This is a genomic window from Anaerotruncus rubiinfantis (assembly GCF_900078395.1).
Lineage (GTDB): Bacteria > Bacillota > Clostridia > Oscillospirales > Ruminococcaceae > Anaerotruncus > Anaerotruncus rubiinfantis.
Genome location: NZ_FKLA01000009.1, coordinates 1,477,784 through 1,500,105, shown reverse-complemented (window position 1 = coordinate 1,500,105; position 22,322 = coordinate 1,477,784). Strand labels below are relative to the sequence as shown.

The 22,322-nt window shown below is 56.0% G+C and carries 19 protein-coding genes and 1 tRNA gene; all 20 read right to left on the bottom strand.

Annotated elements, in window-relative coordinates; translation table 11 throughout:
- Positions 1-7: 7 nt before the first annotated feature.
- Positions 8-661 (bottom strand): ethanolamine utilization microcompartment protein EutL, encoded by a 654-nt coding sequence (gene eutL / locus BN4275_RS12615; protein WP_066458851.1) that lies wholly within the window; start codon positions 659-661, stop codon positions 8-10.
- Positions 662-672: 11 nt separating this feature from the next.
- Positions 673-1,614: an ethanolamine ammonia-lyase subunit EutC gene (gene eutC / locus BN4275_RS12610; RefSeq protein WP_066458848.1), complete on the bottom strand. Its 942-nt coding sequence runs from the start codon at positions 1,612-1,614 to the stop codon at positions 673-675.
- A gap of 6 nt (positions 1,615-1,620) precedes the next feature.
- Positions 1,621-2,991, bottom strand: coding sequence for an ethanolamine ammonia-lyase subunit EutB (locus BN4275_RS12605; RefSeq protein WP_066458846.1), 1,371 nt, complete (start codon positions 2,989-2,991; stop codon positions 1,621-1,623).
- Positions 2,992-3,012: 21 nt separating this feature from the next.
- Positions 3,013-4,443: an ethanolamine ammonia-lyase reactivating factor EutA gene (locus BN4275_RS12600; RefSeq protein ID WP_066458842.1), complete on the bottom strand. Its 1,431-nt coding sequence runs from the start codon at positions 4,441-4,443 to the stop codon at positions 3,013-3,015.
- Positions 4,444-4,575: 132 nt separating this feature from the next.
- Complete coding sequence (locus tag BN4275_RS12595; protein WP_066458840.1) at positions 4,576-5,670, bottom strand: sensor histidine kinase; 1,095 nt, start codon at positions 5,668-5,670, stop codon at positions 4,576-4,578.
- Positions 5,667-6,398 (bottom strand): ANTAR domain-containing response regulator, encoded by a 732-nt coding sequence (locus tag BN4275_RS12590; protein WP_066458838.1) that lies wholly within the window; start codon positions 6,396-6,398, stop codon positions 5,667-5,669. Before BN4275_RS12590 ends, BN4275_RS12595 begins: the two co-directional genes overlap by 4 nt.
- Before the next feature lie 124 nt (positions 6,399-6,522).
- Positions 6,523-7,827, bottom strand: coding sequence for a TRAP transporter large permease (locus tag BN4275_RS12585; protein ID WP_066458836.1), 1,305 nt, complete (start codon positions 7,825-7,827; stop codon positions 6,523-6,525).
- A complete protein-coding gene (locus BN4275_RS12580) occupies positions 7,827-8,483 on the bottom strand; it encodes a TRAP transporter small permease (protein ID WP_066458835.1) in 657 nt (218 codons plus the stop codon). Before BN4275_RS12580 ends, BN4275_RS12585 begins: the two co-directional genes overlap by 1 nt.
- A 110-nt stretch (positions 8,484-8,593) precedes the next feature.
- A complete protein-coding gene (gene dctP, locus BN4275_RS12575; protein WP_066458834.1) occupies positions 8,594-9,670 on the bottom strand; it encodes a TRAP transporter substrate-binding protein DctP in 1,077 nt (358 codons plus the stop codon).
- 41 nt (positions 9,671-9,711) lie between these two features.
- Positions 9,712-10,797, bottom strand: a complete 1,086-nt coding sequence (locus tag BN4275_RS12570) for an NAD/NADP octopine/nopaline dehydrogenase family protein (RefSeq protein ID WP_147539005.1) — start codon at positions 10,795-10,797, stop codon at positions 9,712-9,714.
- 288 nt (positions 10,798-11,085) lie between these two features.
- Positions 11,086-12,315, bottom strand: a complete 1,230-nt coding sequence (locus BN4275_RS12565; RefSeq protein WP_079988256.1) for a CdaR family transcriptional regulator — start codon at positions 12,313-12,315, stop codon at positions 11,086-11,088.
- A 912-nt stretch (positions 12,316-13,227) separates the two neighbouring features.
- The gene (locus tag BN4275_RS12560; RefSeq protein WP_066458830.1) at positions 13,228-13,548 is read right to left on the bottom strand and encodes a hypothetical protein; all 321 of its coding nucleotides are present in this window, start codon (positions 13,546-13,548) and stop codon (positions 13,228-13,230) included.
- Positions 13,549-13,552: 4 nt separating this feature from the next.
- Positions 13,553-14,338: a glycoside hydrolase family 25 protein gene (locus BN4275_RS12555; RefSeq protein WP_066458828.1), complete on the bottom strand. Its 786-nt coding sequence runs from the start codon at positions 14,336-14,338 to the stop codon at positions 13,553-13,555.
- Positions 14,331-14,624 (bottom strand): hypothetical protein, encoded by a 294-nt coding sequence (locus BN4275_RS12550; RefSeq protein ID WP_066453678.1) that lies wholly within the window; start codon positions 14,622-14,624, stop codon positions 14,331-14,333. The genes BN4275_RS12555 and BN4275_RS12550 overlap by 8 nt, the downstream gene beginning before the upstream one ends.
- Positions 14,625-15,055: 431 nt before the next feature.
- A tRNA-Sec gene (locus BN4275_RS12540) sits at positions 15,056-15,151 on the bottom strand.
- A gap of 11 nt (positions 15,152-15,162) precedes the next feature.
- Entirely contained in the window at positions 15,163-17,019 is a 1,857-nt protein-coding gene (selB, locus tag BN4275_RS12535) for a selenocysteine-specific translation elongation factor (RefSeq protein ID WP_066458824.1), read from the bottom strand.
- A gap of 4 nt (positions 17,020-17,023) precedes the next feature.
- Positions 17,024-18,415 (bottom strand): L-seryl-tRNA(Sec) selenium transferase, encoded by a 1,392-nt coding sequence (gene selA, locus BN4275_RS12530; RefSeq protein WP_066458822.1) that lies wholly within the window; start codon positions 18,413-18,415, stop codon positions 17,024-17,026.
- 216 nt (positions 18,416-18,631) lie between these two features.
- Positions 18,632-19,573, bottom strand: coding sequence for a carbamate kinase (arcC, locus tag BN4275_RS12525; protein ID WP_066458820.1), 942 nt, complete (start codon positions 19,571-19,573; stop codon positions 18,632-18,634).
- A gap of 147 nt (positions 19,574-19,720) precedes the next feature.
- Positions 19,721-20,920 carry a knotted carbamoyltransferase YgeW gene (gene ygeW, locus BN4275_RS12520; RefSeq protein WP_066458818.1) on the bottom strand — a complete coding sequence of 400 codons (1,200 nt, stop codon included), beginning with the start codon at positions 20,918-20,920 and terminating at the stop codon, positions 19,721-19,723.
- Positions 20,921-20,974: 54 nt separating this feature from the next.
- Positions 20,975-22,294, bottom strand: coding sequence for a YgeY family selenium metabolism-linked hydrolase (locus tag BN4275_RS12515; protein ID WP_066458815.1), 1,320 nt, complete (start codon positions 22,292-22,294; stop codon positions 20,975-20,977).
- Positions 22,295-22,322: the final 28 nt, after the last annotated feature.

Sequence of the window (22,322 nt, the reverse complement as noted above, 5' to 3'; positions counted from 1 at the left end):
TTCCCCCTTAATATATGAGCGGAGCTTGCGCAACCGCACACACCATATCCGCAAATGCTTCGCAAGCGGCTTTGCAGGCGGCCTGATCGCCGGTCAGGAGTCCTCCCGCGAAGTTTGTCTCGGTTGGCGGGCCATAAAATATCCTCATCTCCACATCCGCGGCTTTGAGCGCCGCGTCAATTCCGACCATTGCTTCCAGCGGCGGCGCGATCAGATAAGCCATTGCGCCGCCCTCCGGTACTTTCGCCTGTTTCGAGAGGTACGAACCCGTGCGGGAAATACAGTGTGCGAAATACACCACCGAATCATCCCCGCAGGCACTGTAAAAGCAGGCGTCGTGCTTGATGAAGTCCACCGCCGCCTGCAGCCCGGCATGGATTTCCGCCGGGTCCGGTCCCGCAAGAATGCCGATAAACTCCCCCGCTAACCGGGTGTTCGCATTGGCGGAACCCGCGTACATGCTCTTCGCATAGGCGACCCGCACCCGCGCCTTTTTTGTGGCCTCGTCAAGCGCCGCATAGGAAACGTCGTCGCTGTCGGTCGTGAGGATTCCCAAGCTGCGCAGCCCCTGCGGCACCCGCAGCGCTTTCAGGAGCATGGGATCAGCATTCGGGATCATCCGGGCGGAAAGCACTGTGGTTTGAATGGGATCTCCCGTCATCTTTTCGCCTCCTATTTTCTGAGATCCACGCCGCTGGCTTTCGCAGCAAGGATCGCTTCAATTACGTCACAGATATACGCGCCCGCTTCCACCGCCGAAATACCTGCTCGATGGATGTTGGAAACCACTGTGCGCCGCGCCTCCGGCATGCCAACCGTCGCTTTGTAGGCAATGTAGGCGCTCATGCTTTCCGCCGTTGCAAGCCCGGGGCGCTCTCCAAGCAGCACACAGGTAACCGCCGCGCCGAGCGTTTCCGAAACCTGATCCATTGCGGGCACCCTGCCATAGCGGACGAAAAATGGCGTACCCACCTTGAATCCCTTGGCCGGCAGCCCTTCCAGAAGCACCGGCAGGATATTCGGCAGGTTCTCGTTCACCGCTGTGGAGGACAGCCCATCGGCCGCATAGATCTGTATGTCGGGGGTCCGCACACATTTTTCGCGCAGACCCGCGAGCGTTTCTTCGTCGAACTGCCTCCCAAGATCCGGCCGGGTCAGGAATTCATTCTTATCCCGGCACCGCGTCTGAATCGTGAACAGCCCCAATCGGTCTAGCATCGCCTGATCCACATCTGTGAATACGGCATCCCGCGCCGCCGCATGGTCAGCGCGCAGCGTCAACAGCGTGCGGGTATTGAGCCGCGGACCGCAGCGCCCAACCCCGATGCGCGCGGTGGTGCGCGCTTTCATCCGTAAAAGCGCATCCGGATCCTGCGGCGACCGAAGCAGGATCTCCGCTTTCGCTTGCGGAGAAGCCAGATCAAGCGCGCCTGCCTCCCGCTTTTCTTCCAAAGCCGGATGGACGGGCGGCGCGCTCAGCGGCGGAAGCGCCGCCCGGTCTTCGGCGGCTTTGCACTTTGGACGGTCCGTCTGTTTCGGCGGTCCCACAGCCTTCGGGCGCAATCCGGCAAGCACCTCCTCCACAATCTGTTCGACCAGTTTTTCATCGAGCACGCCCGGTCACCTCCTTTTCACAAAAATGGTGGGATCGCCCGCACGGCCGGTCAGTTTGCCGTCCTCCATAATCCCCATCTTTTCCAGCCAGAGTTCGAACTCCCGAATCGGACGCTTCCCCAAAATTTCCCGCACGGCATTGACATCATGATAAGCGTTGGTCTGATAGTTCAGCATGATGTCGTCGCTGGTGGGTACACCGAGGATGTAGTTGACCCCGGCGCCTCCAAGCAGCAGCGCGAGGTTTTCGATGTCGTTTTGATCCGCCATCATATGGTTTGTGTAGCAGCAGTCGCAGCCCATCGGCACCCCGGAAAGTTTCCCCATAAAATGATCCTCCAGACCCGCGCGGATCACCTGGCGGCTGTCATAAAGGTATTCCGGGCCGATAAATCCCACCACCGTATTCACCATGAACGGCGCAAAGTTGCGCGCGTAGGCATAGCAGCGCGCCTCCATAGTCACCTGGTCGGCTCCGTAATGCGCGTCGGAGGAAAGCTCGCTGCCCTGCCCGGTCTCAAAATAGAGGACATTCGGGCCGGTGGAGGTGCCGTGCCGTTTGAGCAGCTCCTTTGCCTCCAGGACGGTTTGCGTGGTAAAACCAAACGCTTCGTTTCCCTTCTGACTGCCCGCGATCGACTGGAAGATCATATCGGCCGGAGCGCCCTGCCTGACCGCTTCAATCTGAGTGGTGATATGCCCCAGCACACAGATCTGGGTCGGTATCCCAAATTCGTTTTTCACCTCGTCAAACCGCCGCAGCACTTCCGCCAAGCTCGACACCGTGTCATTCACCGGATTTAGCCCGATCAGCGCGTCTCCGCATCCGTAGCTGAGCCCTTCAAACAGCGAAGCTGTGATCCCTTCGGGATTGTCTGTGGTGTGGTTTGGCTGCAGGCGGGTGGAAAGCGTCCCGCGCAGGCCGATCGTCGTATTGCAGCGCGCTGGAACCTGCATCTTTGACGCCGCATAGATGAGATCCAGATTGCTCATCAGTTTGGCGGCGCCGGCTACCATCTCCGCTGTCAGCGCCTTTCCGATCTCCCGCAGCTGCGCTTCGTCCGTGTTTGAATCGAGAATCCACTCCCGCAGCTGCGCGACCGTCCAGCTTTTGATTTTTCCATAAGCGTATTCATTGATCCCATCCTGATTCATCCGGGTCACATCGTCGATTTCATACGGCACCGCGGGATTCTCCCGAAGCTCATGCAGCGTCATGTTTGCGAGCGCCTCCTTTGCCGCGATCCGCTCGATATCGGACGACGCCGCAATCCCGGCGAGAATATCCCCGGACTTTTCTTCATTTGCCTTGGCAAGCACCTCCTTCACCGTGTCAAAAGAAAAGGTGTTGCCCCCCAGAATCACCTGATAGCTCATGCTCTGCCTCCTAATCTGGCTTTATCCAAAAATCAGCGTCTTGACCACCACCGGAATGACAAGTCCATCCATCAGCGGCCTTCCGAGATCGATGTAGTCGTTCTGCTCAACCTGAACCGCATCGATCGAAACGACCGGGCGCGCGCTTTGAAGCGCGGCGAAAACCGCCTGGCCCAGCGCCTTGGCCATATCGGTTTCCACTGCGAGAAAGACCGGCGCGCCGGGCGGGTACACCTGGCGTACCGCCGCAGCAATGGTTTCCGCCAGCCTTTTGAGCGCGTCGTAGGTGGGATTGGAGCGGCCTGGCAGCGCAAGCAGCAGTTTTTCGCCGTCCGTCTGCGCAAGGAACCATCCAAGCTGTTCCACAAGTGTGGCGCTTTCACCCGCAAAGCAGGCGTCCTGCTCCCGCATGCTCAATTTCAGCACCGGCAGGTTCTTCTGTGGAAAAAGCGGCGCGCTGTAAAAAATGGTGCTTCCGGAGATGCCGGTGGTATAGCAGCCCGCCCCAACCACCGTCGCGCGGATCGTCTCACAACCGCTCACGATCCGGTATTCCGAGCAGAACCGGCTCTTTCGCAGTTTTTGGGCAAGGATCACCCCAATGTCCCCGTATTTTTCGATTTCCGTCTCGTTTTCATAAAAGCACCGCGCCACGCCGCCCGAAAAAAATACCGCCTGCGTGGGATACGGCGGGATAAAAGGGGAGCTTTCCGCTGTGCGCACCCGGTCGAGCAGAACCGACCGTTCCCCGGCCGTGAGCTGGAAAAGCAATTCCGCCATTGCTTCACAAACTTTGCACAGCTCCGCTTTGTCCACCCGCGTCCCTTCCCGCAGCGCAGAACCGCAGGCATCCGCAATTGCCCGCGCGCTCGGGCTGAGGTATGTGAGGACGCCATCCGGCGAAAAACAGATCTGCCCGCCGCCGATATCCACGCATCCGCGGGCAACCGCCCGGCCATCATAAAACTGCACAATATTGGAGGTGCCTCCTCCAATATCGATGTTCACAGCCGCGCAGGCGTTGTCCACAGAGTATTGCCATGCGCCGCTTCCCTTTCCGGCAATCACCGCCTCCAAATCAGGCCCTGCGGTAGAAACGACGAACTCCCCCGCAAAATTGCTGAGCTTTTCAAGTACCGCCCGGGCGTTCTCCTTACGGGCGCTTTCCCCGGTGATGATCACCGCGCCGGTCCCAATCTGCGCCGGCATATATCCCGCGCGCGCAAACTCCCCGGCGACGATCCGCTGCACCGCCTGCGCGTCGATCCGCACGCTGTTCAAAAGCGGCGTGCGGTGGATTTCCCCTGTATAGACCACCCGTTTATCCACGATCGAAACCCGCGGCGCCGAAAAGTATCCCGCTTTATTTTCCACTGTGAGACAGCTGAAAACAACCTGCGTGGTGGAGGTTCCAATATCGATCCCGACACTCAAAAATTGCTCCGCAGCCATGAAATCCGCCCGCCTCCTTGCGAAAAAACAAAAAAGGCCAAAGCAGTAATAAATTACTGCTTTGGCCTTATTGCCTTATCAAATGATGTACCCTGTTGTACGTTTTTAGTATAGCACACCAAAAGTGGAAAATCAATCCTCTTTCGGCGGCATCCGGAAAGAAAAATAGGCCTTTGTCCCAGTTTCATCCGGCGCGATGCGAAAATCCCCCCGCAGTTTATCCCGGGCAGTGAGGGTGACCAGTTCAAGCCCCAAGCTGCCCCTGCGAGGTTCCATTGGATCGTAGCCAACTCCGTCATCCTCGACCCATATCGTGGAAAACAGCCTGCCCGCTTGCGCTTTTACCGTCACCCTGCCGGTGCGATCCCCCGGATATCCATGCTCGAGCGCATTCGTGACCAGCTCATTCACAGCAAGCGCAATCGAAGACGCGAGATCCGCCGAAATCAACAGATCATCCCCTTCTACAAGGATGCGCACCCGGCTCCCAATACCGGACACCGCCTGGATTTCCCGGCAGATTCGTTCCAGCAGGAGCAGCAGCCGTACACCGCCGCCCTCCTCCCCGCGCGTCAGGATATCGTGGATCGCAGCGATACTCAGCACCCGCTGGGTATTCTCGCGAAACGCGCGCCGCACCTGTTGATTGTCGCTCCGACGCGCCTGCAGGTTCATGATCGAAGCGATCATCTGCAGATTGTTCTTCACCCGGTGGTGTACCTCCCGCATCCGCACATCGCCCGTTTTCCCGGCCACCAGAAGCTGTTTGCCGGCATGCTCTTCCTTTTCGCGCGCCAGCTCATCATATTTCTTTTCGCGGATGAGCCTGCCCGAAATATCCTTTTCACAGATGAGCACACCGATGACCTTTCCGTCTGTTCCACGCACCGGGACAACATCCTGACGGACCGTCACGCCCTCCTGGGTGATGGCTTTTAGGTCGCGCGCGGGCAGTCCGCTTTCAACCGCATGATAAACCGCAGGTTCCATCTCGCGCAAAACGGTCTTTCCCACCACATCCTCCGCATAGACAGAAGAACCGACCTGTGCCGGACGCGCCTGTGCCGCAACCAGCACGGTACGGCCGCTTTTGTCAAAGCAGTCGATGAAGATGTCAGCATTTGTGAGTTCCGCAATCACCGGGAGCTCCTGCTCCAGCTGTTCCAGCCGCGCGATGTCCGCTTCTGATAAGGCCGTCTGGATACGGCAAAGCTCCCGCAGCATCATTTTTGTTCCTCCGCTGCCTGTGCGGCCAGCCATGCCGCGGCCTGTTCAGGCGTCATATCCTTTTCCTGCGCCGCCTGCCGGATACGGGCGTACGCTTCCCTTTCCGAAAGATGCAGCAGCTCCATCAGCCGCTCCTTGTCCCGTCTGAAGGCGGGACGCGCGCCGCAGCTCTCCACAACTGCCCGTGCCAGCACGCCGACCGGGCAGCGCTTGTTCATCGCCATACGCCGCAGCTCCTGATAAGCCTGCATTTCGCTGATCTGACGCTGCGAGGCCAGGATTCCCTTCGCGCGCTCCACAAATTTCAACTCCTCCAGCTTTTCTTTGGCCTGCGCGCTCTCCCTTCTGCTTTCCCGCAGACGCCTGCTCTGTGCGATCGCCACCTCAACAGTGGGCAAAATGAGCCGCTGTTCCACTGGCTTTACAAGGTATCCGGTCACGCCGGCCTTTCCCGCTCGTTCCACCAGTTCCGGATCGGAAAATGCGGTCAGGAGAATTACACAGCCGGACAGCTCCTCATTTACAATTGTTTCCGCTGCGCCAAGGCCGTCAAAAATCGGCATGCGTACATCCAGAAGCGCCACATCCGGATGGTGCGCGCGGCAAAGCTCGACCGCGTCAAATCCATCGGACGCCTGTCCCAGTACCTGGAACCCCAGTTCCTCCAGCATCTGCGAAATATCCAGCCGTGTGATGGGCTCGTCGTCCGCGACAATTGCCGTACGCATACCGCTCCCCCTTTTGCTGATGTTCTTTTTCTTTTATTATATAAGTTCCTGCCGCATTTTTCAATTCCACGCAAAAAAGAAGGACGGCCGAATGTCCGCCCCTCTTTTTGCAGCTCCAAAGCGCCTACAGGAACAGCTTCGGCAGGATCAATTTCGGCAGCGTAAGGGAAACCGCCGGGATAAAGGTCGTGATCAGCAGAGTGGGCAGATACGCAAACAGGATGAACACCAAAGTCGGCGGAAGCATCTTGTTGATTTTCGCGTTGCACACGCGCCCGCTCAGATAGAGCATCGGGGCGGTCGGCGGGGTGATGTTCCCCATGCCGAGGTTTACGCCCAGAATTGCCGCGAAATGAATCGGATGCACCCCCAACGCCGTCACGATCGGCAGAAGGATCGGCGTGCTCAGCAGGATTCCGCTGACATCGTCCATCAACATCCCGATGATAATCATGAACACATTGATCAGCAGGAGCAGGATATATTTGTTGTCGGTCACCTGCAGCAGCGCGTTTGCAATCCGTCCCGGCACATCTTCCATTGTGAAAAGCCTGCTCAGGATCATGACCATGAAGAACATCACCATGATGACGCCCGTGGTGGTCGAAGTGTCGATGAGCGCGTCCTTGAGGCCCTTTGGGGTAAGCCCCCGGTAGAGGAACATTCCGACCGGGATCGCATACAGGACGCTGACTGCCGCCGCTTCGGTCGGCGTCATAATCCCGCCGTAGATTCCTCCCAGGATGATGAGCGGCATTATCAGCGACGGCACAGCGTGCAGGGTCTTTTTCTTCGTTTCTTCCATCCAAACGGCGCGTGGCTGTTTTTCCGGAATGATAATCGGCATCCTCCTGGCAAGGAATCCATTTACCACGCAAAGGAACAATACCAAAATGATGCCAGGACCAACTGTGGAAGCAAAACAGGCCAGAACTGACTGGTTGCTGGACCAAGCGTAAAGGATCTGCGCGGAACTGGGCGGGATCAGAAGCCCCAGCGGGCAAGCCGCTGAAAGGATTGCCGCCGTATAGCCTTTTTCATAGCCGGCCTTTGTCATACGGGGTTCCATAATGGAACCGATACAGGAAAGCGTGGCCGAAGCGCTTCCGGAAATGGAACCGAAAATCGCGCTCGCAACTACCGCCACAGCGGCAAGGCCCCCTTTGAACCGGCCGACAAACCGTTCCACCAGCCCGACCAGCGATTCTCCGATCTGTCCTTTTTCCATGATGCCGCCGGCCAGCACGAACAGCGGGATGGCAAGCAGAACCACCGAATTGAGCTGGCTGTAGCCCGCCGCCAGCAAAAAGTCCGTTTGGAAATCCAGCGAATAAGCAATCCAGATGAAGGATGCGCCAAACGCATATGGAATCGGCATGCCGATGATCAACGCGACCATCAGGATCAGAATACTGACCGCTATCTCCATTACTGCCCATCCCCTTTCTGCTTTTCCGCCTCTTCATCGGCTTTCAGCATCGCTTCAACCTCTGCCTTCAAAGGCGCGGCAGCGGTAGAATACCGCGCTTTGAGTTTTTCCGTGATATAGTCGCCATACTGCGGAACCGAAAAATATCCGCAGGATGTAAACTTGTGGATATTGATGCAGAAATAGCAGATATGGTAAAACACCATCAACAGCAGGGAGAAGAAAATTGCGCTCTGCGGAATCACCAGCGGTATCTTCAGCCCTGTGGAGAGCGGCATCTTGTTGAGTCCCCACAAAAAGTAATCCCACGCCCAGAACAGCAGGATGGCATTGACAACGATTGTCAAAAACTGCGCGATCAGGCCCATGACATCCTTCACGCGAAGGTTCTTTATGTAAACATTCAGAAGATCCGCTTTGATATGGCTGTTTTCATAACTTCCATGTACGGCTCCCATAAAATAGAGCCAGAATGCAAACATCAGAATCACTTCATCCGAACCATAAAAATTCTTCTGGAATATATAGCGCAGGGTCAGGGAGTAGATAATACAGGCGGTGGAAATCACGCTGCAGGAAACCATAACGAAGCGCACCACCCGCAGCAGGATCTTCCAAAATAAAGTCTGTGTGATATCGAAGGGTACAGACGGCATCCTCTCACCTCACATTTCGTCCATTTATCCGTCAAAATTCCAAAAAGGCCTTTTGGGATTGTTCGGACGGCTGGCTGTCAACCGCACAGCCGCCCGAACAGGCTGGAACATCACTGAACTGCTTCTACCAGTTTTTTAAGAGTCTCCTCACCAATATTCTTGTAAAGGCGCGGCCAGGTTTTTTCCTGGATGCTCTTCGCATAGGCGGCCCGTTGTTCATCGGTCAGCCGGACAATTTCGATCCCATACTCCTCCATTTTTGAGAGCGCTTCATTGTCCAGTTGCTCCGCGACCGCATAGCTGTTGATCGCTTCCTTCATGAAGGCGTCCTGAATCATGGTCTGGTATTCAGCGGGAAGGCTGTTAAAAACATCAAGGCTCATGAAGAACCCGATATTTTCAGCAAAAACGTTGTAATCCACATAGTATTTGATAACATCCTTAAAGTCCGTGTAGTTGAGCTGCGGCGTGCCGCCGATCCAGCCGTCGACCACACCGGTCTGCAGCGCGCTGTAAAGGTCCGCATAGGGGATTGTAGTCGCGGAATAGCCCATGTCTTCGGTCACCAGGTTGTAAACCTCGATTGCCGGACAGCGGATCATCAAACCCTTGGAAGCCGCTGGATCCGCGTAACTATCCGGCAGCTGCGTAAGTCCGAATCCAATCAGACCTTCCACATAGAGCCCCAAAAGTTTGACGCCCAGGTTTTCATGGATCCCGCCATACTCCTTGTAGAAGTAGGAATCCGGGCCGTACGCCGATTCCATCTGACTGTAGTCCGTCACCATGTAGGGGACAAAGTTCATCTCCAGTTTTGGATCGTATTCGCTGGGAATTGGGATGAGCGCAAAGTCGACGGAACCTCTCATCAGGTCCTCATAGGTCAATGTGTAGTCGCCCAACTGACTCGACGGATAGAGTTTGACCTCGATTTTTCCGCCGCTCTGCTCATTGAGATCAGCCGCGATCCTCTCCAGCGCGGCATAGCCGGGATGGCTTGTCGCATAGTGGGTTGCAAGCCGGAATGAATAACTTTCCGAGCTGTCCTTGTTTGTATCCGCAGGCGCAGACGCCTGGCCGGAAGGCTGAGCGGGCGCCGTCTGGCTTTCCGCGCCGCTTGCACTTTTGTCACAGGCAGCTAACAATAACAGGCTCATTGAAAGAACGAGTGCGATAACCTTTTTCATGGAAATCCTCCTTACCAGCATATGGTCGTGGTGGATGCGTCTTACTTCTTTCCGGTCTGCACATAGGTAAGCAGCTGTTCCTTGTTCATGCCGTCGATGCCGAGATCCTCCGCAGTGAGCCCCTCCCTGCGCCAGTCGGTCTCATGGATGACATTATAAATATCGATACAGGAGTTGGTCATCGACATCGGCACGCCCAGCAATCCACCGATCGCCGCCCACGGCACCAACCCGTACGGCGCGTCCTCGGTCAGGTAGCGGTCAAAAATGTTGTTCGGGCCGCAGATGGGAGTGAGCGAAATCGCTCCGTGCCCGGCCGCGTACAGCTGCTGCCAGGTAAACCCGTCCGGCATCCCGCTGAAATCCTCCATTGGGCGCAGATGGTAACCAAGCTCCTTGCCCACCGCTTTCCGCTCTTGATCCAGAACAATGTTCAGCTTGCAGGCCGACGGGGTCCAGCCGTGCTCATAGACAAAAAAGTTGTTTGTCGGGTTTTCGATGGAGGTCACGCTTAAAAGGCAGGGACCGGTATGCCAGGCCGGGTTGACAATCGACAGGCCGCATTCAAGCACATCGCGGTAAACCTTTTCAAATGGGAAGAGGTCCACCCGCATCTCATCGATCAGGCTGTCACCGGCCGATGCGGGCAAAAACGCGATGTTCACGGCATTGCGTCCGAACAGGTTCACCTTAGCGGGGCCGCTCAGACGTGTATCATACGGCAGGTTGTTAACATCCGCAAATACTGGGCATTCCGGATCATCTCCGAACACTTTTTTGATTTGAAGTGCCGCGAACGCGCCCGGGAAGGTCACGATCACCTGATTTTTCTTCACTTTTCCTTTGAGCAGATTTGCATAAAAAGCATGAACGAACGCAGGGGTTACAATACAGATATAATCCGCCTCTTTGATTGCTTCCTCGATATCGCAGGTTACATTATGGAGTTTTACAGAGGTTTTCAGAACGCCTTCAATGTTGATGGTTTTGGTCTCCATCAGTTTGCGCACCTCTTCGCGCGCTTCGTAAATGTACATGCTGACCTGATGACCCTTCATGGCAAAATCAGCAGCCATCATGTGTGCGCCGTTTCCATCACCAAGGATTGCGATCTTTTTTGCTGCCAAACCAAATCCCTCCTGTTCTTATTCCAACTTATTCTCTTTGGATCTCAGCCCCTGCGCAACTTTCAGGAACTAAGATTAGTATAACTGGAAAAAATTCTGGAAACATCCAGCTGTTATTACAAAAAAACGCGGGACTCTCAAAGATTTTATTGTAATAATATTATATAATATTTAAACATATAACAAAAAATATGGACAATTATCTAATCGGTTTATCTCAAATAAAAACTGTCGCCGAACATTTTTTATGTTCGGCGACAGTTTTTAAAAGCGGCTGATTTGCAGTCTTCATGGTTCCGGAAGGGCCATATATCCCCTCGGTTTGAGATAATACAATGTAACCGCAATATACAGCGCTGTTGCCTCTTTAAAATTTTTCAGATCCAGCCCGCTGATTTTTTGTATCCGGTTGATTCGGTAGGACAGCGTGTTTTTATGAATGTGCAGCCGCTGCGAGGACTCGGTGGCGTTAAATTTGGTTTCACACCAGACAAGGATCACGCGCAGCAGTTCATCCCCATCCTTCTGCCGCACAAGCGCCTGCAGATTGTCCTTATAAAAGGAAGTATAGGCTTCGCTTGAGATATTGAAAACAAGCCGTTCCAGATGGCTGTCCTTAATGTACACCAGGCGGCCCGGCTCCCCAGTCCAACGGCAGATCATCATGGCCTGGTAGGCGTCATAATAAGATTGCCGCAACGTCACCAGATCGGTTGCCAGGCTCCCCGCTCCGGCCTTCGCGCATACGCCGCTGCGCGCAAACATCTCCAAAAGCTCCCCGCCTCTGCGCTGAACCGTCGACTTGACATCACGTTCACTCTCATGGGCACCCAGCACTGCAAAAATCATGATCCGGTTAATTGAGAGCGGGATATAAATATTCTCCCGTTCAGAAAAAACCCGTTCCACAATTGCGCTGATATCCGGCCTGCTGCCAGGCATATTCTCCGGCCGCGCGGAAGCGCTGTTTTCTTCCTGGATCTCCACCATAATCGCAGCACGGGGAACTGAAAGATCAAACCCCAGGGCCTTTGCATGCAGCAGGATATTCTCCTCATCCGCTCCGCCCGCATGGAAAGCGGTGATTTCCAAAAGCAGGTTATACCTGTCCCGATCCCGCAGCTGAGACAGATTTTGTTCCAGCCGTTCCTTTAAAAAAACTTCCACAAACATTTGGATCAGCTGCCCATATTGGGAAACCTCCTCCAGCCTTCCGGTGATCCCAACCGATCCGACAACCTCATTTCCAAGTTCAATCGGGAATGTGACTCCATAACGTGTTCCTTTGTATACTTTACAAGCCTGTTCATCCAAAAATGCGGGTTTCCGGCTTTTCATCACCGGCAGCGATGCCTCATGCAGCGAACCAATCCGCTTTAAATCATAGCATCCCAATACGACTCCTTCCGCATCGGTAATCAGAACGCCGTGTCCAATGATCCGGCTCGCCGCAAGTGCGATTTCCTGTCCAATTCCCTGATTGAGCATATCCAACACCCCGTATAGTGGAATCCCCATTATACTTCCTTTCACAAAATTCGGTTAAGGAAGGAGTTGCAAATAATCACTAAAAAAAATTATTTTTTCTGTTCTTTTAGTATATCACACACAAATTATTCTTACAAGATATGCTCCATGAAGCTCGTTAAATACCCTTCTCCACTTTGATGTTTCATAAAAATTTGTTCAGCAGACGTTACATGGCGGCCTGCCGCCGAATACTGCTTCCAGGATTGGCACATGTACCGATATTCTTTCGGTTCTGCTTTTTACGATCATTCTTCCATGGAAAATGTCACAATCACATCGTCATGGCCCAGGGCGTCTTCCCACCCAGATGTAGCTCGAAGAGTGGCACGCAGATAAAGATCCTTTTTCACCGAGAGGCACCGTCTTTACAACCGGTTATTTTCGATGGTTTCATCTTATCACTTGGATATTAAAATAACAAATACACATATCATGTATTTAACTATACATTGAAAGAAGCAATAACACCGCCAAAAGGCGGTGTTATTGCTTCTTTTGGCTTATGGGTCGAGGTGACAAGACTAGAACCTGCGGCCTCTGCGTTCCGAACGTCCATATTTATAGCTGCAAACCAGCATTATAAGCCACTTATAAAATATGTTGACGAACATATTTTATGCTTTGCCCTGCGCCTTCTACGCAGTCATATTGTTATTGTTAAATTATACCATATACATTATTTGTGACTATATAAAATTTAGTTAGCCTTACAATCTTTTAGCGCCCGCCTAACATTATCGATATATCCCATTGAATAACTATGCTAATTTATGATAAACTTTAAACACTCGATGCTCCGGGTGAAATAAAATATTGTTTCCCTGCAAAGATGCCCGCCATGTGCGGGCATCTTTGCGTAAAGAAGGGCGGGCCAACCGGAATAACCGGAAGGCCCGTTTATCATATCTTTGCCACCTGATCAGCAGCCAATCTCGTTTTAAATCGCTCGTATTGTTCCTGCGCCTCTTTGGACATCTCCAACGCCTCCTCTACGTCCCCGTTGGTCTTGTGCCCCGTCACGGCCTTAGCAGTCACTGTGGACAGCTTGCAGGCTGCGGACATCAATTCCATTGACAAGCGGCTTTCCTCCGCGCGGCGGGCGGCTCTGGCCTCGGTTCGTTTGCGGCTTTTGCTTTCCCTGGTCTCGATCACCGCCACGACGATCAAAGCCAGAGCCGACATGGTTGACGGCAGCACCGCCGTCCAGAATTGTGCATCCATCCTGTTACCCCCTGTATTTGCTGATCACCGCCTGTATATCGGCTACCAGCCCGTCATATTTCGTTTGCAAAGCGTCCCGCTCGGCCACTACGGAATCGTATTCACCGCGCGGCACCATCTCGCCAGACGGCTCCTGCGCGCCCCATCCGTTGAGGCCGTTTACCTTGATGATCGCCGGGTAATCCCGGTAGCAGTCGTTGAGGTCAACCGGTACGCTGATCCCCGGGCAGCGGCCCACGAACCCCGGCACATCTCCGTGGTGCTGCCACATCCCATAAGCCCCGCCATAGGTGCATTTTGCCGCGTACTGCGCCACCCACTTATCGTAGTTTTTGAGCTTGTCCGCATTCACCCAATGTTCCAGCCAGTCCTTTGAGGCATAGAGTCCCGCATAGTATCCGGCCTGCTCGAGCGTTTGCAGGAACGCCGCCGCCATATCGGTGCGGGTCTGTTTGCCCTGATTCAGCCCCCACTGGCCGCAGGACGAAGCATATTCCTGATCCATATAGACCGGATAGGTTGGCCTCAGCTTCCCGAGTGCCGCCACAAAAACCTCCGCCTCCCGTCTGGCCTCGTCCACCGTCACCGCGTCGCTCCACCAGTACGCGCCCCAGTCGAGACCGGCGGCTAGCACAGCGGGCAGGTACTTCCCCCGGAAGGTCTGGAATTCCCGCAGGCCCTGTCCCGCCTTGATGATGACGTAGGAGTATCCCGCCGCCCTGACCTTCGCAAAGTCGATCTCGCCCTGATGGGAGGAAATATCGATCCCGTGCGCCACAACGTCAGCCATTGCCGCCACCAATCCGCTTGATCCCATCGTAGGCGCCGCTGGCCGCCGTGGCGATCAGCACAGCGTTAAGCAGGTCAAGCGCCGCCATCGACGGCGTGAGCGCCCCCGTGAAGCCCTGCGCCGCCAGCAGCACCACAAGGGCCACAAGGTAGGCAAGCAGCTGCGTCGGGATATGTACGAGACTGTCCAGCCAGTTCTTAATAAACTGGGTGATTACACCGGTGCAGGCCATGCACCCCGCAAAGGTTGCGATATATTCCCATGTGAAAAACTCTTTAAAATCCACTCTGTTCCTCCTTATATAGTCTCATTTGCCCTCTCCTGACCTTACTGGACGAGGTATTCAGACCAGATTCCACAATTGCCAAACCTGTTTTCTTTTCTGCCAGTTTTCCGGATCCTTTATGCAGTCTCCGGCATATCTCCGATAGTTTCCACTGCAATTCACTCATTATCCTGTCCAATACGCCCAGTTCATTTGTTTTTATGCCTCGCATCCTTCACCACCTTTCACCCATACCTTTAAGTAAAGGAAAAGTTGCGTGAAAATGCAAATCACAAACGCAAATCGCGTATTGGGATGGAAGCGCCAGGGACACGGATTATCCTGTGCGCAAATTTGGTATTATTCCTCACTCAGCAGAAAGACGGCAACGCCGGCACATCTGCCCGGCCATGAAAAAAAACGCTTAGAACAGTTTTCTAAGCGTTTTTTGCTGGCGGAAGCATGTGGGAATCGAACCCACCCGGGCAGTTATAACCACCCGCATCGGTTTTGAAGACCGAGGGACACACCAGCGCCCATCTGCTCCCATCTCGGACGGTTATTTCAGTCTGCGAACGTCCCCGTCCCTCACAGTATAGCCGATTTCGTCAAAATATTCCAGTATCGCCTGGGTATATTTGCGAGAGGCTCCCAATGCATCGCGCAATTCGCTAAGCCGAACGCTTTCCTGCCGCTTTGTGAGCGTTTCAAACTTTTCCTTGGCGCAATCAACCGTTTCCCGCAAAAAGAAAAGCTCCGGGCCCACACAGATCAGCTCCCCGTCCCGTCTCAGCAGCTCCAGCATCCGAAAAACCATTTCCGGTGCAATTCCGGTTTTTTCCGCCAGGCTGGCGGGCGCAGGTGGCGCAAACCCGGCAGCACGATAGGCGGCAAAGAGTTTTTCGCGCGCCGAACTGCCCGCATCGGTTTGCAGCGGCACAAATTCAGGCAGAGCAGCAGCGGCATCACGCCGGACTATCATCCCTTTTTCCAACAGCGATTCCATCAGCGCAGCCGGAAAACATTTCTGCATTTCAGACAGCGGGAATCCATCTGACAAGGGATGCTCCAGATGATAAGCGGCAAGCGCCTTCAGGATTGCCTGTCCGCTTTCCGCCATCAGCGCGGGCGTTCCCACAAGTCCGCCCGTTTCCATGATCATTCCACGATCCAGCAAGACCTGCCATGCCTCGTCAAACGCGGCGTCTGCACAGTGAAGGAACCGCTCCCGGAGATCCCGCCGCGTATAAAGCGCGTGGGACAGCTCATAGACGAGCTGATCTGAAAGCGTCCCATTTCTGTAACAGTGCAGGCGGGACAGCACTTCCGGATCCGACCGCTTGTGTTTGTTCGGACAGGCGTCAAGCACGATGCCTCCGCCAACCGTCAGGAGCGGTGAATAAAAGCGCACCACAAACCGGTCGCCGTACTGCGCCGCTACCGGCTGCTCCAGCCGCAATTGCGCATAGGCGGATTCTCCCGGATACAGCGTATCCTGATCCAGAAGGATCAGCCGGCAGACCACGCTGGCCGTCCCAATCGCCAAATGCAGCCTGGAGCCGTGATGCAGGATGTGCGCCGTGGGGAGCGCGTCCAGCCGGACGTCGAGCCGTGTACAGCTCAACACCCGGCAGGCCAGCAGGCTGCCGCGACCGATATTCTCGCGTTTGATCCCACCGAGGTTCGCGGCAGCCCGCTGGCCTGCAAAGACAGCAGCGACATCTGTACCGCCGCTTTGCAGGCCGCGCACCCGTGCTTCGAGTCCCTGGGGACAGACCACGACCGGGTCGCCGACCGAAAGGGTTCCGCCAAGTACCGTCCCGGTGACCACTGTCCCAAATCCATCCACCGTAAATACCCGGTCAACCGGCATCCGAAACGGGCGGCCGCTGCCGCGTTCCGGACACTTTCCCACTGCCAGCAGGAGCGCCTCCCGCAATGCAGAAATCCCCATACCGGTGACAGCAGAAACCTCCACCACCGGCGCTTTCTGCAAAAAGCTGCCTGCAAAGGCCTCCCGCAGATCCTCCTTTGCCAGTTCCAGCGTCTCCTCATCCACAAGGTCGCACTTTGTCAATGCGACCACGCCATGCTGAACGCCGAGCAGCGTCAGGATGTCCAAGTGTTCCCGCGTCTGCGGCATCACGCCCTCGTCAGCCGCGACCACCATCAGCGCAAGATCGATCGCGCCTGCGCCAGCCAGCATATTGCGGATAAATTTTTCGTGTCCGGGCACATCCACGATTCCGGCAAGGGTCCCTCCCGGCAGCACCATCTGTGCAAATCCAAGGTCAATCGTAATCCCCCGGCGCTTTTCCTCCGCGAGCCGGTCGGTGTCCGTGCCGGTCAATGCTTTGACGAGCGCCGTCTTGCCGTGATCGATATGTCCCGCCGTCCCGATCATCACATGTTTCATCCCATCACCCCAGGCTTTTCGCCAGCGCCGCCGCGACCGCTTCAAAATCCGACTCCGAAATCGTGGCGGGGTCAAACAGCAGCTCCCCGTCAAAAATCCGCGCAATCACCGGAGGATTTGCGTTTCGCAAAAGCGCCTCCAATTGTTCGACCGCGCATCTATGCGGACACACCGCCACAGCAAATCCGTCAAGCAGCTGGCCCGGCGCCGCCCCGCCGCCCACCGGCCGCTGCTGCGGCACCACCCGCGTGCCGCAATCCGCGCCGGATTCCACGATTTCCCGGCAAAGGGCCTGCGCCTGGCGCCGCAAGGACTCCGATACGGCGCTCAGAGACGCCAGCACAGGGATTTCTTCCTTTGCACGTTTTGGGTTCTCATAGAGCCGCAGGGTCGCTTCCAGCGCGGCCAGCGACAGCTTATCGATGCGCAGGGCCCGCGCAAGCGGATGGCGCTTCATCCGCGCGATCAGTTCCTTTTTGCCAAGCAGGATACCCGCCTGCGGGCCGCCGAGCAGCTTGTCCCCGGAAAAGCAGACCAAATCCGCGCCATCGCGCAGCGTCTGCGGCACGGTCGGCTCCCCTGAAAACGGATACTCGGAAGCCTCAAGCACTGCGCCGCTTCCAAGATCAGCCAATACCGGTAAATTGTGTTTTGCGCCGAGCGCGGCAAGTTCCCGTACCTGTACCGACGCGGAAAACCCAATCACCCGGTAGTTGCTCGTATGCACTTTGAGCAGCATCCCTGTCTGTTCATTGATGGCGTTCTCATAATCGGAAAGCCGCGTCTTGTTGGTCGAGCCAACCTCGCAAAGCGTTCCGCCGCTCTCCGCCATGATATCGGGGATTCGGAATCCGTCCCCGATTTCCACAAGCTCCCCGCGCGAAACGACAATTTCCTTTCCTTTTGAAAAGGTTGAAAGCGCAAGCAGCAGTGCCGCCGCGTTATTGTTCACCACAAGCGCCGCCTCGCTGCCACAGAGCGCGCAGAGCAGCGGCTCGACAAACGTTCCCCTGCTGCCGCGCTCACCGCTCGGCAGATCGTACTCCAAATTTAAATAACCGGCCGCGGCTTCCAGCGCTTTTAGCGCTTTTTCCGCCAGCGGAGCGCGCCCAAGATTGGTGTGCAGCGCGACGCCGGTCGCGTTGATCACCCGGCGCAGGCCGCTTTCCCGCGCCTTTTTCAGAGCTTCAACCGTTTGTTTTTCCAGCGCTTCCATCGATGGGATTTCCCGCACTTCCCCTGCGAGCAGTCCGGCGCGCAAGCTGTCCAGAACCTGCCGCACCGCTTTGCGCACCGCGGTATGTCCAAAGCTTTCACACGCTTCGCGGACTGCTTCCCGCCGGAGCAACAGGTCGACCTGCGGAATTTTCTGCAAAAGCGCCCGTTTTTCATCCATATGACGTTCCCGTCCTTTCATCCGCTTGTTTTTTATTTTACTTTATGGCGCGATGGTAAAGGGAGCCCTATGCGTTGTCTATCAGAAGGCCGGAAAGGCCCGGAAAGGGCCCGCTGTCTAGCGGGCCCTTTCCGGGCCTTTGGCTGGGATGGAAAAAGAAACGCGTACCCGGCGCCGGAGGCAAGATTCCGGTACCGGCGCGGGAAGAAAGCGGGTTCAGCCCGCCGCAATCACGGTGCCGGTCCTTCCAGCAATGCCGTCCTTTGCTTTTTCAAGCAGGGTAATCAGCGCTGTGCGCCCAGGTTTCGATTCCGCGAACTCGACGGCGGCCTGTACCTTCGGCAGCATCGAGCCCGGTGCAAAATGCCCCTCGCCCATATACTTGCGGGCTTCCTCCGGAGTGATCGAAGAGAGCCACTTCTGGTCGGGCTTGCCGAAATTGACAGCGACCTTCTCGACCGCGGTCAGGATGATCAGGCAGTCGGCATCGAGCTGCTGCGCAAGCCGGCAGGATGCGAAATCCTTGTCTATCACCGCGGAAACGCCCTTGAGGTGATGCCCTTCCGAGCAGAATACCGGAATCCCGCCGCCGCCGCAGGCGATGGGGATATGTCCAGCCGAGGCCAGCGCCTTGACCGTTTCGATCTCAACAATTCCCTGCGGCTTCGGAGAAGCCACCACGCGGCGGTACCCGCGCCCGGAATCCTCCTTGATGACCCAGCCCTTCTCAGCGGCGGCTTTGTCAGCCTCCTCTTTAGTCATGAACGCGCCGATCGGTTTGGTCGGATTTTTGAACGCTTCGTCCTCCGGATCGACAATCACCTGGGTCAGCACGGTGCAGACCCCTTTTTCGATTCCGCGGTCGAGCAGTTCTTCACGCAGGGCGTTTTGCAGGTCGTAGCCGATGTAGCCCTGGCTCATCGCGGTGCAGACCGAGAGCGGCGCGAGCGTCTGTTTCGGGTCGCTTCGCACAAGCTCGGCCATCGCTTTCTGGATCATGCCGACCTGCGGGCCGTTGCCGTGCGAGATGATGACCTCGTGTCCCTCCTCAATGAGGTCCACAATGGCTTTCGCCGTATATTTCACCGCGACCATCTGCTCCGGCAGGTTATTGCCGAGCGCGTTGCCGCCCAGGGCAATCACGATTTTCTTTCCCATGTAAGCTGCCTCCTTTTCAATCTAAAGCACCGAAATCCTCCCCGGCGGCTTTGCCAGGGAAATGGCAAGGCTCACCTGCACAAAGTTTTCACAGATACAGGTGAGCCAGCGCCGGAAAGGATCTATTGGAAGGTAATGTGGGTGGGCTTATTTCTGGAACCAGCGGTCGGCTCCACGTTCCTCAAGCGCCTTGAGGGTCGCCTGCGGGTCCTTGGTCTTTGCGAGGAAGATCATCGCGGCGATGATGTACGGTTTGAAAGAAGCTTCCTTATAGAGCGGGGTGCGGTAACGGTCGAACACCGAAGCCTCGACTTCACCGTCCTTGCAGGAGACGTCGTTGATATCCGCCGGCAGGCAGTGCATGTAGATCGCTTTGCCGTCCTTGGTGGTCTTCATCAGCTCTTCGGTGCAGCACCAGTCCTTGTGATTCGCGTTCTGTGCGAGCAGCTCCTTCTCAAGCGCTTTGATGCCGTCGGAATCTCCCGCGCCATAGAGGTTGGTGCGCTTTTCCATCGCGGCAAACGGCGCCCAGCTCTTCGGATAGACGACATCCGCGTCCTTGAAGGCTTCGGCCATCGAGTTGACCTTTTTGAAGCTGCCGCCCGAAGCCTCCGCGTTCTTTTTGGCGACCTCCTCGACCTCGGGCATGACCTCGTAGCCTTCCGGATGCGCAAGCACCACGTCCATGCCGAAGCGGGTCATGAGGCCGATGATGCCCTGCGGGACCGAAAGCGGCTTGCCATAGGAGGGGGAATATGCCCAGGTCATGGCGATCTTTTTGCCCTTGAGGTTCTCAATGCCGCCGAATTCGTGGATCAGGTGCAGCGCGTCGGCCATCGCCTGGGTCGGGTGGTCGATATCACACTGGAGGTTCACAAGGGTCGGGGTCTGCTCGAGCACGCCGTCCTTGTGGCCCTGACGGACCGCCTCGGAAAACTCGTGCATATAGGCGTTGCCCTTACCGATATACATATCGTCACGGATACCGATCACGTCGGCCATGAACGAAACCATGTTCGCGGTCTCACGGACCGTCTCGCCGTGCGCGATCTGGCTTTTGCCCTCGTCAAGATCCTGCACTTCAAGGCCCAGCAGGTTGCAGGCGGAAGCGAAAGAGAAGCGGGTGCGGGTGGAGTTGTCGCGGAAAAGCGAGATGCCAAGGCCGCTTTCAAAGATCTTGGTGGAGATGTTCTGCTCGCGCATATAGCGCAGCGCGTCGGCAACGGTGAAAATTGCTTCGAGTTCGTCGTTCGTCTTTTCCCAGGTGAGGAAGAAGTCGTTCTCGTACATCTCTTTGAAGTTCAGCTTGTTGAGCTTGTCAATATAGGCCTGCAATTTCTGATCCATTTCACATTACTCCTTTATTCTTTTGGCTTCGATGGGTTTATCGATCAACCGGTCTTATTTGTTCTCGATATAGGCGGTCGGCAGGGCGGCGTAGACGGCCGCGCAGCGGACCAGGTCGGTCTTCCAAGTGATCTCGTTGGGGGCGTGGGCCTGCGCTTCGGCGCCCGGTCCAAAACCAATGCACGGGATGCCGTTGCGGCCCATGATGGTGACGCCATTGGTGGAGAAGGTCCATTTGTCGGTCAGCGGGCGGGCTTTGCGCACCGCTTCGATCTCCGGGGTCGGGCCGACGCGGCTGTCTCCGTAAAGGCCCTTGTAGGCAGCTTCCATCGCCTTGGTAACCTTGTGGTCCTCCGGGATCACCCAGGTCGGGAAGTAGCATTCGATCGGATAGACGCAGCCGGTGTAGGACGGGCGCTCATAGGTATACATCGAAACCTTGACGTCGTCGCCGTACTTTTTGACGGCAGGCAGCGCGCGGATCTCCTCAAGGCAGCTTTCCCAGGTTTCACCCGCGGTCATGCGGCGGTCAAGCGACACAGCGCAGGAATCCGCGACCGCGCAGCGGGAAGGAGAAGTGAAGAAAATTTCAGAAGTGGTGACGGTGCCCCGTCCGAGGAAGCGGGCTTCCTTCCACTCTTTGTTGTATTTCTCGTCGAGCATCTTGATAAGTCCCTTGATTTCGGTGCCCTCTTCCGCATCGTTCTCATTGAGCGCGCGCACATCCTGCAGGATATCGGCCATCTTGTAGATCGCGTTGTCGCCGCGCTCCGGAGCGGAACCGTGGCAGGAAACGCCCTTGACGTCGATGCGGATTTCCATGCGTCCGCGCTGGCCGCGGTAGATGCCGCCGTCGGTCGGCTCGGTCGAAACGACAAACGCCGGACGGACGTTGTCCTCGCGGATGATGTACTGCCAGCAGAGTCCGTCGCAGTCCTCCTCCTGGACGGTGCCTGTCACCACGACGCGGTATTCGTCATTGAGCATACCGAGATCCTTCATGATCTTCGCGCCGTAGACCGCCGAAACGATGCCGCCGAGCTGATCGGAAACGCCGCGCCCGCCGATTTCGGCGTCGTTTTCGTATCCCTCGTAGGGATCGAAGGTCCAGTTGGATTTGTTGCCGATGCCGACCGTATCGATGTGTGCGTCAAATCCGATCAGGGTTTTGCCGGTACCCATGTAGCCGAGGACGTTGCCCATCGGGTCGATGACGACTTCGTCGAAACCGACTTTGCGCATCTCCTGTGCAATGCGGTCGATGTGCTCTTTTTCGCCACAGCTTTCGCCGGGGAACTTTACGATGTCGCGCAGGAATCTGGTCATATCCGCGCGATACCCTTCGGCGGCTTCTTTGATCTTACTGAAATCCATAATGCTTTCCTCCACTTTCTATCTATGC